This window comes from Beijerinckia indica subsp. indica ATCC 9039, from assembly GCF_000019845.1.
GTDB lineage: Bacteria > Pseudomonadota > Alphaproteobacteria > Rhizobiales > Beijerinckiaceae > Beijerinckia > Beijerinckia indica.
On record NC_010581.1, the window covers coordinates 1,840,641 to 1,856,555 of the forward strand.

A 15,915-nucleotide genomic window follows, 5' to 3' on the forward strand; every position below is an offset into this window, starting at 1 on the left:
ATGGACTCTTTCGTTTCGGTCAAAGGCGTAATGGTAGATGTAAATGATCATGTAATCCTCTCAAGCCTGACACCCAGCGAGCCGAGATCGTTCCAAAACCCCGGATAGGTTTTGGCTACACAGTCGGGATCGAGGATTGTCAGTCCGTCCATCATCAGGCCCGCCAGCGCGAAACTCATGGCAATCCGATGATCATCATAGGTTTCAATGATAGCGTCGGTTCGCCGTCCAATGAGTGCGGGATCGCCGGTGACGATCAGATCATCACCCTCCTCGCGTGCTAAATCCGGGGTGATGCGTGCGAGTTCTGTCGCCAGCGCATGAATGCGGTCGCATTCCTTGACTCTGAGATTGGCAATATCCGTGAAACGCACGGGCGTTTTATTGAATGCCGCCATGACCGCGAGAGTCGGCACGGCATCCTGGATCTGTGATCCCTCGATCACGGCCGGCATATGAGGGAATGATGTGATCAGAGAATAGGCCTTGGCATCCGGCTGTGTGAAGGCGGAGGCTGGCACACCGAGATCGATGGTTCCCTGGGTCAAAACGGCGGCGGCCCAGAGATAAGTGGCCGCCGAAGCATCGGGCTCAATGACGAAATCGCGCGCGCGATACCCTGTTGGCGCAAGCGTCCAGGACACTTCGTCTTTTTGTAAAACCTCGGCGCCAAAATGGTGCATGGCGGCGAGCGTGAGATCGACATAACCACGCGCGCCTATGCCCGTGCCTTGCAAGACAATCCTGATTGGTCCCTCGCCGCATGGGGCCAGCATCAAAAGCGCCGAAACATATTGACTGGAAAGACCAGCATCGATCGAAACGTCGCCTGCCGCGACACGGCCTCGGCCATCGATCGTGACAGGAGGGCATCCAGTCGGAGCCTCGATGGAGACACCAAGGCTTTGCAAGGCGGTGACAAGAGGAGCGATCGGGCGTTTGCGCATATTGGCATCGCCATCGATGACCACGCGACCATCGGCCAATGCCGCTGCCGCCGTCAGAAAACGTGTCGCCGTCCCGGCATTGCCGAGAAAGAGCGTTTCACCCGGCGCATGCAGATGGCCAGTTCCCTTGACGTGAAAGGTGGTCGCATCGGGGCTTTCGATCCCGACGCCCATCGCCTTGAGCGCTTTGGCCATATAGGCTGTGTCATCACTCGCCAAGGCCCCCGTCAGCCGGCTTTCACCCTTGGCGAGGGCCGCGAGCAGCAAAGCCCGATTGGTGATCGATTTGGATCCTGGCGGTCTGATATGACCCTGCAGTGGCTGGCCGGGAGGCGAAAGACGAAGGGCGTCTTTCACTTTGTGATTGGGTATCATCCATAGAGCTCTTGGATTGGGGGCCGTTCAGCCCGCACATAGGGTACCATTCGGGTTCAATGCCCAGCATCATTTTGATTTAACGCTTGATCCCGTTCTGAAGTTTTCCACTTCAAGATGATGCTCAGGAGCATCAAACCGGGTGACGCTCGTCGATTCTCATGCATCCATGTCCTTGAGCATCGGACTTTCAAATTGCATTCTATCCGATGCTCCATCTTTCTGAAAACGCATCAAATAGGTCCCAAAGTGGAAGCCACGTCCGGGTTTGATGCTCTCAATCGATCAAAGTCTGCACGCCAGCAAGCCGCGCGCTCTGGTCTCATTTACGCTATTCTCAGACTTTTGCGAAGATCTCGCGAGGGGTGCATTCAAATGGAATGCGATGAGGACTGATGGTAAGCTGTTGAAACGAGAGTCGAGCAGACAAGAGCAAAGCTCAAGCTGAAATAATAAAGCAGGGAACAACATAGACAGCCAGACAAGGCTCCCATGGGGGCTTCGGTAGAGATCAAAGCACAAGTCGGTTTCGTGGCCCCGAATATGGGAAAACATTTATGACGAGAGCCCGCTCACTTGTTGTCATCATAGTCTGTTTGTTCAGTTTGATGAACATGTTTGCCTCGTCTGCAATGGCGCAATCCCTCTCGCCGGATGAGGCGCGGGCGATCGCCAAGGACGCCACCATCTACGGCTTTCCACTCGTGGACAGCTACCGTATTCAATATTCCTATTTCGTCGACCGCAACAATCCTGAGTTCAAGGCGCCTTGGAACACGCTGAGCAATGTCGCACGCGTCTTCACGCCGGATGACAAAGCGATCCAGACACCTAATTCCGATACGCCCTATTCATTCCTTGGCGCGGACCTGCGGGCAGAGCCACTGGTGATCAGCGTTCCCGCCATCGAGAAGGAGCGATACTACTCGCTCCAATTCATCGACATGTACACGTTCAATTTTGCCTATGTAGGCAGCCGCGCAACCGGGAATAATGCCGGAAACTTTCTGTTGGCCGGACCCAACTGGAAGGGCGAGACACCCCCTGGCATCAAGGCGGTGATCCGATCAGAAACAGAATTTGCCTTCGTCCTCTATCGGACTCAGCTTTTCAATCCGGCCGATATCGACAATGTCAAAAAAATCCAGGCCGGCTACAAGGTCGTGCCATTGTCGCAATTCCTCGGCAAACCGGCACCACCCGCCCCTCCTGTCGTCAATTTCATCAAGCCATTGAGCGCTGAGGAGGAAAAGTCTTCGCCCGAGTTTTTCAATATTCTCGACTTCGTTCTCCAATTCTGCCCCACACATCCCTCTGAAACGAAACTGATGGCGCGCTTTGCCAAGCTGGGGCTTGGCGCACATGGCACGTTCGATTCAAAAACCCTCTCACCCGATATACGCAAGGCGGTCAATGAGGGAATGGCCGATGCCTGGAACACGTTCAAGGAGTTCAAGGAGAATCAACTCGATACCGGAAAGAAGGCGAGCGCCGACAGTTTTGGGACGCGCGCGTTCCTGAACGGAAATTACCTCGATCGGATGGCCGCGGCCGTCCTGGGTATCTTTGGTAATTCGAAGGATGAGGCGATCTATCCAGTCTATTTCGTCGATGACGGAAAGAAAGCGCTGAACGGAAGCAATCACTATGAGCTTCGGTTTGCCCCTGATCAGTTGCCGCCAGTCAACGCGTTCTGGTCACTGACCCTTTATGAACTGCCATCCAGTCTTCTCTCAGCCAACCCGCTCAACCGGTATCTGATCAACTCGCCCATGCTGCCGGACCTGAAGCGTGATGCTGACGGCGGTATCACGCTTTATGTCCAGCATGACTCGCCCGGCAAGGAGAGGGAAGCCAATTGGCTCCCCGCGCCAAATGGTCCGTTCTTCACAGTGATGCGGCTCTATTGGCCGAAGCCGGCCGCCCTCGATGGCGCATGGAAAGCGCCGCCGCTCCTGCGGGTGAATGACAAAACGCAATCGTCCCCCAAACCCCGTGCGGTCAATACAATCCCCGTCACCGTCGACAACTTCATTCGAGCCGAGTCTGATACCTATCTCGCGGCTCTGGTCAAGGAAGGCGGCCTTGGCAAGTTCAACCATCGCCGAGAGCCCGCGGCGATCGACAACCAGACTGTCATTCGCTTGAATCGTGACACGCTCTATTCGTCAGCGGTGTTCGACCTCGACGCGGGGCCCGTGACGATCAGCCTGCCCGACGCAGGCAAGCGCTTCATGTCAATGCAGGTGATCAACCAGGACCATTATGTGCCAGCAGTGGTCTATGGCGCTGGTTCCTACACGTTCGACAAGGAGAAGGTCGGTACGCGCTACGCCCTCTTCGCGATCCGCACGCTGGTCAATCCGGCAGATCCCAAGGATATTGATCAAGTTCACGCCCTGCAGGACGCGATCAAGGTCGAGCAGAAGAGTTTGGGCAGCTTCACGGTCCCAAACTGGGACCGCGCGAGCCAGAAGAAAGTGCGTGACGCCCTCCTGGTTCTCAGTTCGACACTGCCCGACTTCAAAAAGGCATTCGGTACGAAAGACGATGTCGATCCCGTGCGTCATCTCATCGGCACGGCGTCGGCCTGGGGCGGCAATCCCGATAAGGACGCCACTTATCTCAATATTACGCCGAGCAAGAATGACGGCGCCACCATCTATCGCCTCAATGTCAAAAATGTGCCGGTCGATGGCTTCTGGTCGGTCAGCGTCTATAATGCGGAGGGCTATTATCAGCCCAACCCACTGAACGCCTACACGCTCAACGATATCACGGCCAAGAAAAGCGATGATGGCTCGATCACAGTCCAGTTCGGTGGCTGCGACGGCAAAATCGCCAACTGTCTTCCGATCATGCCGGGCTGGAACTATACCGTGCGCCTCTATCGACCACGCGCCGAAATCCTCAACGGAACCTGGAGTTTTCCTGAGCCTCAGCCGGTCCCTTGAACCGGAGGCAATGGGACTTCCCCGTGCAGCAGAGGGGGAAGCGTGTGAATGTCGCCGGAGATTGGGTGACAGTCAAAATTCATTCTTTGTTATGACCACCCTGGAAGGGTGGCGCCAAAAGCATTGGAATCTGTTAAAGGAGACCATGCGAACGTTTCTCGGCTATCTCCTGGTGGTCCTTGCTGGCCTCGCGGGCGGATTGGGTCTCACGGCCTTCGTTCTCGATCATGACTTGAGCTTTGGCTCCGTCCGCATTGGTCCCTGGGTGGATTATTCTGGCGGTGGCGACATCGATCCCTACCGTCGTGCAAAGCTCGCCCTGACGGGAGAGCTTCCCCTCGCCAAGGGCGAGGGTTCGAGCTTCATTGCTGAACGCGATAGCGATGGCCGTCCTCTCACACCCTCCTGTGATTATCGTTTCATTGGACCCGTCAGCCAGGGCCGTTTCTGGACCTTGACGCGCCTCGCCCCCACGGGCCTGCCTCACACGGATCCCCTGCGCAAGGCGTTTACGTCGCGTGAAATCTTGCGCGACAGTGAAGGGCAATTCGAAATCATGCTTTCCCGTCACGCACGGCCGGGCAATTGGCTGCCGCTTGGGCAAGAGCCGTTCATCCTGCAGCTGCGGCTCTATGATAATGAACTCGACATGGTCGATACTGCTCTGGACGCTCCCATTTTTCCTCGTCTCGTCCGGGGCCATTGCGAATGAAAGTACGATCCGCAACCGTTCCACCGATGAAAGAAGGCCGCTTGTTGGGCGCACTCCTATATCTCGGTGGGGTTCTTTGCCTGGCTTTGGCCGTTCATATCGCTACGATCCTGGCTTTGCCCTTTCTTGCGGGAGAGAAAGCCATGATGCGCTGGGCCGCTTTTGCGACACCAGGGCATCCAGGCCTCCCGCCGAGTCCAACAGCCTCGGGAACGGGAGCGCCGTTCGAGGATCCCGCCCTGGTTCAAGGCCTGTGCCTCTTCGATCTCTCCGAACGACCGTTCCGGCTCGATGCAGAAATCAAGGGGATGGAATTCGTGAGTTTTTCTTTCCATCGGCCTTCCGGAGAGAGCTTTTATGCTGTGACGGACCGGGCCGCCCAGCATGGGAGGATCCATCTGCTCCTCCTCGACCAGCAACAATTCGATGACCTCGAAAGTGACAGTGAGGACGTCGGCACTGATCACACGGCGGCGGCGGCGGGGGAAGATTTGCGGATTATCGCCCCGGATCAATCCGGTTTCATTCTCATCCGCGCTTTGGTCACTCGGCCCAGTCAGCGGGACGAAATCAAGAATTGGATGCAAACGATTCAGTGCCGCAAGGCTGATGAAGCATCACGCTGACGATCTATGTGCCGGTTTTTCCGCCCTTGAGATGCATAGAGCCACAAATAGCCTCACTTGCTCTTTGAGCAAGAGGACAAACGCAATGATCGGCGGGCCCTGCATTCTCGCCTGAGCATTCTCAGGTATCGTTACCCTATTCCATGTCTATTTTATTCTTCCGCGCCTGCCCCGAGGCCGGTTCATCGCCACTGCCACGTACCCCATGTTATAACAATTGGGGCGCCGATCATTCATTTCTTTTCTGTGGGCTTAGGCTTTTTGCTCGCAAGGTCGAAACATTTCTTCTCGGCGTCCTGAGAATCGGCCAGATAGCGAATGCCCGGAAAGAAGGCGATCTTGGCCGAAGGACGTCGTGCCGGATCCGCTCGGCCCGCAAATGGAGCGGAGGATTTGCATAAAATGAATGGGGTTGAACGGAACATGATGACGTCACCCATGATCTAATCGCCCTTTTGTGCTGACCCTGGTCCCGCGCCCGGGTGGGTTATGTCCTGATGTGGCAGTTTCACGACTCTGTCGCTTGCGCTCACAAGAGAAGACGCGATGGGCCAGAAAGTTTCATTGCCGTGACATCCCCTCGCGTTTTTGGGGACGATCCCGCTCTTGTTTTGAAAACCGCCCTCCCTCCAACGAGGGAGCCCCTCTCCTTTAACGCATCAATCTTGCGGGAAACTCGCCATCCGGCCCGAACCCCAATACGCCCGGCTTTGGGAGGATTTGGCACGACTTCTGGATCAGCCCTTGCCATGGGACTTAAGGATTTCGATCGAGGAAAGAGGGTTTGGCCTCGTGCCGCAAAGAGCGATGGCTTTACCGGACATTGCGGCGTATCAACGCGCTAATAATGGGCTGGTCCCGCGTCGTTTTCGAGACGCCGCGGCCGGATCCTCCAATCGAAATCGGAAGTCGGCTCTCTGTGTCGAAATCACGCTCGCAGCCGGATTTTGAAACGGGAGCCCCTTTTTCCGCAAAGGCAACCGGGACTATTCACGGAGTAAAAAATGGCGACGGATTATGCGTTCATTCGCGCTTACGGCAAATTTACAGGGGCGAGGGAATCCTTCGTCGATGACACGGTGCGCCGCGCGCGCCGGCAAAATGCTGCTGACGACGTCATGATTTATCATGAGGATAGCGCCAGCTGGACCCATTTTGGCGATCTTGAGGCCAAGGCGGAAGGCGGCGATGCGGAGGCCGCCGAACAGGTGAAGAAAATACGCGAAATCATGCGATAAGGCCAAGAGAAGCACTTTGTACCCTTGGCTCCGTTCTCCAGTTTCCGCTTTGAGCGGAAGCTGGAGCCGGCGATCTGTCCTCAGGTTCAAAGCAATTGGGAGAGGCCGGGAATGGCGGCGGCGATGCGGCCGAGATGCTCCTCGCCGACCTTTTCCCGCAAATTCTCGAACAAGGCCTTGCCAAGGCTTTGCATATCATTGATGCCGAGACCGAGCGAGGTCAACTGACCAGCGAGCATCATCACGCCCCCGCCCATCTTGCTCATGAACCCGCCGAAAAGACCGCCCCCGAAGGCATCGGCTTTCGTGGCTGCGGCCTCGGCCGCGCCAGAAATTGTAGCAAAGAGAGAATCGATCTCTTGAGCGGGACCTTCCTTGCGCAAAAAGGCAAAGATCACGGCAATGGCCTGGCCCGTTACTTCCGGCGCGAGACCGGCGCGAAGCGCCACCTGACTGACCAATTCTTCCATGCGATCTCCCCAGGATGACAATCGATTTGATCTCCATGGAGTGCACGCAACCTGCGCACCTCATGATGGCGACCATCCGAACTTCCATGTACAGTTGTAAACTGTCGACGCCCAAATGGGGACCCCCACTTTCCGGCGTCAAAGCTTTGGAATAATTCTGACGCGTGTATGTTCACGCAAAGCGAATCCAGCGCAAAAGTGTCAGGAAGCGGGGCAAAGACGATGGCCGATCCATCCACGCATGAAAAAGCCTCGGCGGGCCGCATTCTGGTCGGCAAAAGTGACAAATATGAATATCTGACCTTGCGCATGGGTAATCGGCATGGCCTCATCGCCGGCGCGACGGGGACCGGCAAGACGGTCACGCTGCAATTGCTCGCCGAAGGATTCTCTCAGGCCGGCACCAGTGTTTTCGCGGCGGACATCAAGGGGGATCTCGCCGGCCTCGCCATGCCGGGCGAAGGCAAGCCCGCCCTGGTGAACCGGGCGGCAGAGATTGGCATCCCCTATACACCGGATCGTTTCCCTGTCGTCTATTGGGACCTTCTGGCCGAACAGGGCCATCCGATCCGCGCCACGATTTCCGACATGGGCCCCCTCCTTCTCGCGCGGCTGCTCGATCTCAACGAGGTTCAGGAAGGCGTCTTGAATATCGCCTTCAAACTCTCCGACGAACAGGGCTTGTTATTGCTCGATCTCAAGGATCTGCGCGCCCTGCTCCAGCACATTGGCGACAATGCCGCGCAATTTCGGCAATATGGCAATATCGCGCCGGCGACGATTGGCGCGATCCAAAGACAATTGCTGGTTCTCGAAAATCAGGGCGCTACGCAATTCTTCGGCGAGCCAGCGCTCGACATTCATGATTTCATGCAGACCGATCGGGATGGACGCGGCCGAATCAATATTCTGGCCGCCGACAAATTGATGCGTTCACCGCGCCTTTATGCAACCTTCCTGCTCTGGATGCTGTCGGAATTGTTCGAGCAATTGCCGGAAATCGGCGATCCAGACCAGCCAAAACTCGTCTTCTTTTTCGACGAGGCGCATCTCCTGTTTGATAATGCGCCGAAAAGCCTTCTGACCGCGATTGAGCAGGTGGTGCGGCTGATCCGCTCAAAAGGCGTCGGAGTTTATTTCGTCACACAAAATCCAGCGGATATTCCTGATACAGTCCTGGGGCAGCTCGGCAATCGCGCCCAGCATGCTCTACGGGCTTTCACCCCACGAGATCAAAAAGCAGTCAAGGTTGCGGCCAGCACGTTCCGTCAGAATCCCACCCTCGATACGGAAACGGTGATCACGCAACTCGGTGTCGGCGAAGCTTTGGTCTCGATGCTCGACGAGAAAGCCATGCCGGAAATGGTGGCGAGAACATTGATTGCTCCGCCCGCCGCGCGTGTCGGGCCGGTGACACCTCAAGAACGCGCGGAGATTATTCAAGCGAGCCCGGTGCTCGGCAAATATGACACGGCGATCGACCGGGATTCCGCCTTTGAAATCCTTCAAGGACGGGTCAATGAGAGGATGGGCCAGGCCGCCGCGCCGGAGTCCCGGCCGAAATGGGGCCAATATGGAACCCAGCCAAACACGAGTGCGAATCCGCCCACCTCTGAAGAAAGCGGCTGGCTCGGTGGTCTTGGCCAAGTGGTTGGTGGCCTCTTCACCCGCAAACCCGGCAGCAAGGCTCTCTCGCCCGGCGAAATCGCCGTCCGGTCGGCCGTGCAATCGGCGGCGCGTTCGGCCGGAACGCAAATCGCCCATGCGATCGTGCGCAATATTTTCGGCAGCTTGAGTAAATAAGCAAGCTATGTCGTAAAATTCCAAGCTGTCATGGTAATGTCGCTTCGCATCATTAAGCCTATCCGTAACAATGGGGGCGGTTATGGTCGATGCAACAGCACCAACATACTACCAGGAAAATGAAACGCCTGAACGGGTGAAGCTTGATGAACCCATGGGCATCCGTACACTATTTGGTTTACTTACTGCAATTGCTTTAGGTCTATTTTTTACCGCTTACAGTATATTTGTTGATGTTTCCGATGCTGGCGCCAAGATCACGAGTATCTTGCCATTTCTGTTGCTCGGTGTCGCGCTGTTTATCGCGCTGGCTTTTGAATTCGTCAACGGTTTCCACGATACGGCCAATGCCGTGGCGACTGTCATTTACACGCGGTCGCTCCAGCCGCAGGTCGCGGTTGTCTGGTCCGGCTTCTTCAACTTTCTCGGGGTCCTCACCTCAACCGGAGCGGTCGCTTTCGGCATTGTTTCATTGCTCCCGGTTGAACTGATCCTGCAAGTCGGCTCCGAAGCCGGCTTTGCCATGGTGTTCGCCATGCTGATCGCGGCGATCATCTGGAATCTCGGGACCTGGTGGTTCGGCCTGCCGGCCTCGAGCTCGCATACGCTCATTGGTTCGATCATTGGCGTCGGCGTTACCAATGCGCTCATGCGCGGCCGCGATGGGACAGCGGGTGTTGACTGGGGCAAGGCCACGGAAATCGGCTATGCTCTCTTGCTTTCACCGCTGGTTGGCTTCATCTGCTCCGCTTTGCTGCTCCTCGTGATGCGGGCCTTGATCCGCAATCCCGCGCTTTATGGTGAGCCGAAAGGCAATAGCAAGCCGCCGCTTTGGATTCGTGGTCTGCTGGTCTTGACCTGCACGGGCGTTTCCTTTGCGCATGGTTCGAACGACGGCCAAAAAGGCATGGGCTTAATCATGCTGATCCTCATCGGCACCGTGCCGACCGCCTATGCCTTGAACAGGACCTTGCCGGCGAGCCACGTCGAGGCTTTCGTGCAAGCTTCGGAAGCGGCCTCCACGGTGGTCGAGGCCAAGGCTTCGGGTCATGCAATCCTGGGCGATCCGCGTCCAGCCGTGACGGCCTATCTCACGCAGCATGAAATCAGCGAGGGGACTTTTCCGTCGCTTGCCGTGCTGATCCGCGATATTGCCCATCAGGTCACGAGCTATGGTGCCATTGCCAAGATTCCTCTGCAAGAAGCTGGCAATACGCGTAACGATATGTATCTCGCCTCCGAGGCCTTGCGTTTCCTTGCCAAGGACAAGGCCAGCGAGCTTTCTGCTGAGGATCTCACCATCCTCGGCAACTACAAGAAACAGCTCGACTCGGCGACGAAATTCATTCCTCCGTGGGTTAAGGTCTCCGTGGCGATCGCCCTTGGCCTCGGCACGATGGTCGGCTGGAAACGCATCGTCGTCACCGTCGGCGAGAAAATCGGCAAGACGCATTTGACCTATGGTCAAGGAGCCGCCGCTGAACTTGTCGCCATGGGGACGATTTTCGTGGCGGATACTTATGGCTTGCCGGTCTCGACCACGCATGTGCTCTCGTCTGGTGTCGCCGGCACGATGGCAGCCAACGGATCCGGCGTTCAACTCGGAACTTTGCGCAATATCGCACTCGCCTGGGTTTTGACGCTGCCCTGCGCGATGTGCCTCTCGGGCTTCCTGTTCTGGTCGTTCCGGCAGCTTTTCTGATCTCGCCTATCTTTTCCAAGAAGAGCTTCAAGCCTCGTCGATGATCTTTCATCGGCGAGGCTTTTTGTTTGTGTGCACAAACAATCATAATCTTGGTGTGGGTTGTCCTGCTGCTTTCGATCTCGTTCACATGTGGGACGAAAACAGACCGTCTATGCAGGCATGGATATGATATTTCCGGCAGCACAACTCAAAACCGGACAACTCCAAAAGGCGGCCCTTTTGGAGTTGTCCTGTTACCGATTGAAGAGTGCCACGCTTGGGCTGAAGCTTTTCGGGCGAGAAGAGAGTGGATCTCTTCTCAGCGCGCCAATCATTGCGCCTTGATGCCGGCTTCCACCTCGAGCCGATGCAGCAATTGGGGTGTCACCACTCCATGCACGGGCAATTTGTGGTCCTGCTCATAACGGGCGATCGCCTGTTTTGTGCTTTCGTTCGCCACACCATCAGGCTTGAGAACGAAGCCGAGCTTTACCAGCGCGCGTTGAGCCGCATAGATCGACTTGCTCGGATCCTGTTTGGCTTGCTCCTTATGGACTGGTTCTTGGTGGGCTATTTCTTGATGTACTCCTTCTTGGCGTGCTGCTTCCGGAGCCTTGTGCACTGGTTTGGCAGCTTCCGCCTTCGGCGCCATAACGCTGTGCGCGCTCTCATGACTGGCTGGGACCTCATGTTTCACGGCTTGCGACGCGGCCGGCTTCTTGGCCTCGGGCTGTTTGCCCATGAGAAGAAGGGCAATCTCATCCTTGGGTTTGCTTGCCATCGGAGCCGGAGGGGCGGCTGATCCGGAGGGACTGGCCTCCTTAGCCGCGAGCTTGTCGAGCATGGCCCGTTCCGGCGGTGGCGCGGGCGGGGTCGGCTCGCTCGCAGGCACTGCTACGGAATGAGCGCGTGGCGCCGGCGATTCGACGGGGGCGCGTTTGACTGGCGTCGCTTGGCTGAAGAGCGGGGCCGGATGCCGGCTTTTCTGCAAAATCAGGGCATTGACGAGAATCCCGCCGATGGCCGCCACGGACAGGGCGCAAGCCGCGAAACCGGCATAGCGTTTCATGCGCCCGGGAGCCTTGGCCTTCTTCGCTTGGCCGCCGGATTTCCGCGCGCCGTCTTTCTTTCGTGCCGGCGATTTCTTCTTGGGTTCGGCCATCACGAAATCATAATCAGTGGCTGCCAGGGCTTCACGCAATTTTCTTCACCTTTGCTTCCTTGAGCACCGAAATTTCCGCAGGCACGCCACGACGGGTTTGTGTCTCGGTCCGCCACTCTCGACCTTCTGTCTTATCCTGGGGGCGTCCCTCACGCGGCAAGCGGACGATCATGGATGTTCCCTGGTCTGGCTCGCTTTCGATCAGCAGCGTGCCGCCGTGCAATTCGACGAGGCCGCGAACGATGGACAGGCCCAGCCCGGTTCCTTCATGGGGCCGCTCTTGCCGCACCATGGCTTGAAAGAAGGGTTCGCCAAGCCGCGTGAGATCGTCGGCGCTGATGCCAATACCCGTATCTTGAACGGCGATCTGGATATCGTCGAGACAATCCACAACGCAATCCACGGCAATCGTGACACGGCCCCGCCGCGGCGTGAATTTGACGGCGTTCGAGAGCAGATTGAGCAGGATCTGTTTGCAAGCCTGCTGGTCGGCCACGATCTCGTCCCATGGATCAGCATGGATCTGCACGAGTTCGATTTCCTTGGCCTCCGCTTGTGGCCGCAGCATGGCGCAGCAAGAAGCGATCAACGGCGCGAGGACAATGGGTTGCGGCTGCAGGGGGAAAGTGCCGGAATGAATTTTCGACATGTCGAGAATGGAATTCACGACATGAAGGAGATGTTCGCCTGAACTATGAATGATTGCCGCATATTCGCGCTGTTTCAGCGGATCTTGAGGACAAAGCTGCGGGTCGGCGAGCATTTCGGAAAAGCCGATGATGGCATTCAACGGCGTGCGTAATTCATGACTCATATTGGCGAGGAAGCGATCTTTCGCCTGATTCGCCGTTTCCGCCGCCACACGCGCCGCATCCAATTCCTGTTCAACGCGTCTCATCGCGCTGATATCGCGGTAGACGCCGATGATCATGGCTTGATCGTCTGCCTCCGCTTCCTCTCGCTTCTTGGCGTGGCCATTCTCGAAGCGATTGATACAGACATCGAACCAGCGAAAACACGGTTCGACCGAGGAAAGGTCCTCCCCCCTGCCCCGCAACCGGATGGTGATGTTCGAGGCCCCTTCTCCGCCGGCGGCATCGGCGATGGCCCGCAGAAAGGCCGGGCGATCCAGGACATGGACATGGTCGAACAATCCACGCCCCATCAAATCGTCCGGTGGAAGACCCAAATGATGTTCGAAATGGCGATTGAGCGCCCAGGCCGTGCCGCTGCGATCATGCACGACAACGAAATCGCCCAACTGATGGATCAGAGGCAAAAGATCGGGATTTCTCCGCCTGGCTCGCTGCGCTTCCACCTTATGGAGGTGCACGGCATGAAGCATCAGAGCGAGGCCGTAGAAAAGGCTACCCGCGAGGCAAAGCAAGTCCAAGACGCTGATCGTACTGGCCGGGAGGGACAGCGGAGCCCGCAAAAGGCTGATTCCCGCGACGGCTCCGGCCGTCGCCAAGGCGGCAAGGCCGATCATGACAGGGTCGAACGTGATGAAAGCCTCGACCGCGGCGAGAAACAAAGCGGCACCGACGCTGCCCATGCCCGCACCAGCCGAGGCCAAAGCCATGGCCATGAGGCAAAGGCTGAAGGAGACGAGAATCTGCGCCCAATGCAGAACATCCGTCAGCGCGACAAAAACCAGCGCGCTGAGCGGTAACAGCATGGTCATGAACACGACCGCCTCGGGCCAATGCGGCGCCTTATGCAAAGCAAAAAAAAGCGGCATGCCGATGAGGACCGCGAGACAATGCAGGCCCTGACGCAGCATGAAGGCCTGCTGCCGAGGCAAGGCGAGAGGATTTTCAAGGCTGCGCAAAAGACTCAACGCATCATACTCCGACCCGGCCCCCTTTTCGAAAAGTTCGGCCAGCCCCTGAGTCGTCGCAGATTGATCTTAAAAGCGCACTAAATTGAATCGATTTCCACAACGCAGCCGTTTCTGAATGCGAGCAAAACGAGGCTATGGTTTAAAAGATATTGTGCTCGCGCCTGGATGGCTCTGTCTCCGCCACAAATAGAGCGTCAGACCGCGCGGCAATCGATCGAAGCAACGATTCTGAAAGATGATCATGCGATCATGAAGCATGATGTTTCTGCTCCGTGTCGCTTTCTGGCTGATGATCGTGTTTACCGCGATTTTTCCGACCGCCGGACTCATCCCCCATGGCAAAGCGCCGGACGAGTCTCGGGCCAAGCCGGAGGCCGATAAGGCCAAGCGTAACGCTTTCGAGCTCGATCCTTCCCCGCTCGACAAGGCTAAACTCGACGGCGTTTTGCGCGCGCTCGTCGATGAATCGCCCGGAGTCCTGCAGCGGATTTGCCGGGAAAATACGCGGACCTGCCTCGAAGCCGGGCTCAGCCTGGGCCGGCTGGCCGGCGCAAAGTCCTCTATAGAAAAAATCCTGAGCGAAAAAATCCCGAGCGAGAAACAACAAGGCGAAAAACAGCCAGGAAGAACTCATCCCTCCCCGGCCGTCGATCCGTGAGGTGAAGGCATAGTCATCAATCTTGATGAGCATGACCACCGGCATTTGCCTCGCGAGACTCGGTGTTAAGAGGCTCAGTCGAAGATGAGAGGCCACTTTCGACTTCAAAACAAACATAGTGGCAATGAGATTGCATAAGTGTCAGATAAGGGTCATGAAGCATGATCCTTCGGGACGGTTCTTCCAACCTGAGACAGGGCCGTGTATCCGCCGCACCAGGCTAAAAGTGGACACCACTTTTAGATAAACGTTTTGGCAATTGATGCTCAGGCGCCTTCATGGTTTTCGCGATTGGCGGAAAAGGCGATTGAGGGGAAAGAACCAAAGCAAATCTTCAAAGATATCTTTGCCGCCGTTTCTTGTGGCACCTCTCTCCTCATACGCCTATATGATGCGGTAAAGAGAATTAACTTCGAGCCTTCGGATCGCCATGAACCTCGACGAGATCATCGAAAACTTCAACTACCTCGACGAGTGGGAAGACCGCTATCGTTATCTGATCGAACTTGGCAGGACCTTGGAGCCCTTGGACGAGGCCGCCCATAATGATCAGAACAAGGTTTTGGGTTGCGCCAGTCAGGTCTGGCTTGAGACCAATGTCGGCGCTGATGCCTCGGGCGCTCCCGTTCTGAACCTCAAGGGCGATAGCGACGCGCATATTGTGCGCGGTCTCGTCGCTTTGATTTTGGCACTTTATTCCGGCCAGACGGCCAGCAAGATCATCGATACGGACGCCCAGGAACTGTTCAAGAGTCTGGGTCTTTCCGCTCATCTGACGCCGCAGCGGACCAATGGCGTCCGGTCCATGGTCGAGCGGATCAAGAATGACGCGCGCGCCGCAGCCGCTGTCGCCTGAGCTCATCCTTCCTGTCATACCGTAGAATTAAACCCGAAAAGCCCTGCTTTTCGGGTTTAATAGCTTTTATAAAGGCGCTTACAACAAAAGCCGCGTCCATGATCAAATGGCGCGGCTTTTTGAGTTTGGAGATGGGCCCATATCTGGGCTCCATTTTACCTTTTGCGGCGGCGCTGCTGTCCGAGCCCCATTTGCTTGGCGAGATTGGAGCGAGCCTTGGCGTAGTTTGGCGCGACCATAGGATAATCGGCCGGCAAACCCCATTTCTCCCGATATTCATCTGGAGACATATTATATTGCGTGCGCAGATGCCGCTTCAGCGATTTAAACTTCCGCCCATCTTCCAGGCACACGATAAATTCATTGGTCACCGATTTTTTCGTCGGGACCGCAGGCTTGGGTATTTCCACCGTTGGTGTGACAGTACCGGTGGTAACACGAAGCAAGGCGGAATGTACTTCGTTGATCAAGCTCGGTAGATCGCTGGCCGGGACAGAATTGTTGCTCACATAGGCGGACACAATATCAGCGGCCAGTTCGATATAACTATTGGATGGTGATGTCTCGCTCATGGCGGTAAATATCCA

Annotated in this window: 14 protein-coding genes and 1 pseudogene; 9 read left to right on the forward strand and 6 right to left on the reverse strand. The window is 56.6% G+C overall.

What is annotated here, in order from left to right:
* Positions 1-47: 47 nt before the first annotated feature.
* The gene (gene aroA / locus BIND_RS08260; RefSeq protein WP_012384618.1) at positions 48-1,322 is read right to left on the reverse strand and encodes a 3-phosphoshikimate 1-carboxyvinyltransferase; all 1,275 of its coding nucleotides are present in this window, start codon (positions 1,320-1,322) and stop codon (positions 48-50) included.
* Positions 1,323-1,930: 608 nt separating this feature from the next.
* Here aroA and BIND_RS21925 point away from each other — a divergent pair.
* The 4 genes and pseudogenes from BIND_RS21925 to BIND_RS08275 all read left to right on the forward strand — a co-directional run.
* Positions 1,931-3,283, forward strand: a pseudogene (locus tag BIND_RS21925) (DUF1254 domain-containing protein); the annotation flags it as partial.
* Positions 3,284-4,276, forward strand: coding sequence for a DUF1254 domain-containing protein (locus tag BIND_RS21930; protein WP_341872319.1), 993 nt, complete (start codon positions 3,284-3,286; stop codon positions 4,274-4,276).
* Positions 4,277-4,421: 145 nt separating this feature from the next.
* On the forward strand, positions 4,422-4,988 hold the full coding sequence (locus BIND_RS08270) for a DUF1214 domain-containing protein (protein WP_012384620.1): 567 nt from the start codon (positions 4,422-4,424) through the stop codon (positions 4,986-4,988).
* 44 nt (positions 4,989-5,032) lie between these two features.
* On the forward strand, positions 5,033-5,614 hold the full coding sequence (locus tag BIND_RS08275; protein ID WP_148210591.1) for a DUF1254 domain-containing protein: 582 nt from the start codon (positions 5,033-5,035) through the stop codon (positions 5,612-5,614).
* 233 nt (positions 5,615-5,847) lie between these two features.
* On the opposite strand, the gene BIND_RS08280 is transcribed toward BIND_RS08275, so the two are convergent.
* Positions 5,848-6,054, reverse strand: a complete 207-nt coding sequence (locus tag BIND_RS08280; protein ID WP_041778002.1) for a hypothetical protein — start codon at positions 6,052-6,054, stop codon at positions 5,848-5,850.
* A 564-nt stretch (positions 6,055-6,618) separates the two neighbouring features.
* On the opposite strand from BIND_RS08280, the gene BIND_RS08285 reads away from it, so the two are divergent.
* The gene (locus BIND_RS08285) at positions 6,619-6,852 is read left to right on the forward strand and encodes a hypothetical protein (RefSeq protein ID WP_012384622.1); all 234 of its coding nucleotides are present in this window, start codon (positions 6,619-6,621) and stop codon (positions 6,850-6,852) included.
* Between the two features lie 86 nt (positions 6,853-6,938).
* On the opposite strand, the gene BIND_RS08290 is transcribed toward BIND_RS08285, so the two are convergent.
* The gene (locus BIND_RS08290; RefSeq protein WP_012384623.1) at positions 6,939-7,322 is read right to left on the reverse strand and encodes a hypothetical protein; all 384 of its coding nucleotides are present in this window, start codon (positions 7,320-7,322) and stop codon (positions 6,939-6,941) included.
* 222 nt (positions 7,323-7,544) lie between these two features.
* On the opposite strand from BIND_RS08290, the gene BIND_RS08295 reads away from it, so the two are divergent.
* A complete protein-coding gene (locus BIND_RS08295) occupies positions 7,545-9,125 on the forward strand; it encodes a helicase HerA-like domain-containing protein (protein ID WP_012384624.1) in 1,581 nt (526 codons plus the stop codon).
* A gap of 82 nt (positions 9,126-9,207) precedes the next feature.
* Positions 9,208-10,827 (forward strand): inorganic phosphate transporter, encoded by a 1,620-nt coding sequence (locus BIND_RS08300; protein ID WP_012384625.1) that lies wholly within the window; start codon positions 9,208-9,210, stop codon positions 10,825-10,827.
* A 313-nt stretch (positions 10,828-11,140) separates the two neighbouring features.
* Here BIND_RS08300 and BIND_RS08305 read toward each other — a convergent pair whose 3' ends face one another.
* Together BIND_RS08305 and BIND_RS08310 are read right to left on the reverse strand one after the other, a co-directional pair.
* On the reverse strand, positions 11,141-12,010 hold the full coding sequence (locus BIND_RS08305) for a peptidoglycan-binding domain-containing protein (RefSeq protein WP_041778003.1): 870 nt from the start codon (positions 12,008-12,010) through the stop codon (positions 11,141-11,143).
* On the reverse strand, positions 12,003-13,811 hold the full coding sequence (locus BIND_RS08310; RefSeq protein WP_050763931.1) for a PAS domain-containing sensor histidine kinase: 1,809 nt from the start codon (positions 13,809-13,811) through the stop codon (positions 12,003-12,005). Before BIND_RS08310 ends, BIND_RS08305 begins: the two co-directional genes overlap by 8 nt.
* 259 nt (positions 13,812-14,070) lie before the next feature.
* Between BIND_RS08310 and BIND_RS08315 the strand changes: the two genes are divergently transcribed.
* Both BIND_RS08315 and BIND_RS08320 read left to right on the forward strand, forming a co-directional pair.
* Positions 14,071-14,472, forward strand: a complete 402-nt coding sequence (locus tag BIND_RS08315) for a hypothetical protein (RefSeq protein ID WP_012384628.1) — start codon at positions 14,071-14,073, stop codon at positions 14,470-14,472.
* 430 nt (positions 14,473-14,902) lie between these two features.
* A complete protein-coding gene (locus tag BIND_RS08320) occupies positions 14,903-15,328 on the forward strand; it encodes a SufE family protein (RefSeq protein WP_012384629.1) in 426 nt (141 codons plus the stop codon).
* Positions 15,329-15,483: 155 nt separating this feature from the next.
* Here BIND_RS08320 and BIND_RS08325 read toward each other — a convergent pair whose 3' ends face one another.
* Positions 15,484-15,900: a Ros/MucR family transcriptional regulator gene (locus BIND_RS08325; protein WP_012384630.1), complete on the reverse strand. Its 417-nt coding sequence runs from the start codon at positions 15,898-15,900 to the stop codon at positions 15,484-15,486.
* Positions 15,901-15,915: the final 15 nt, after the last annotated feature.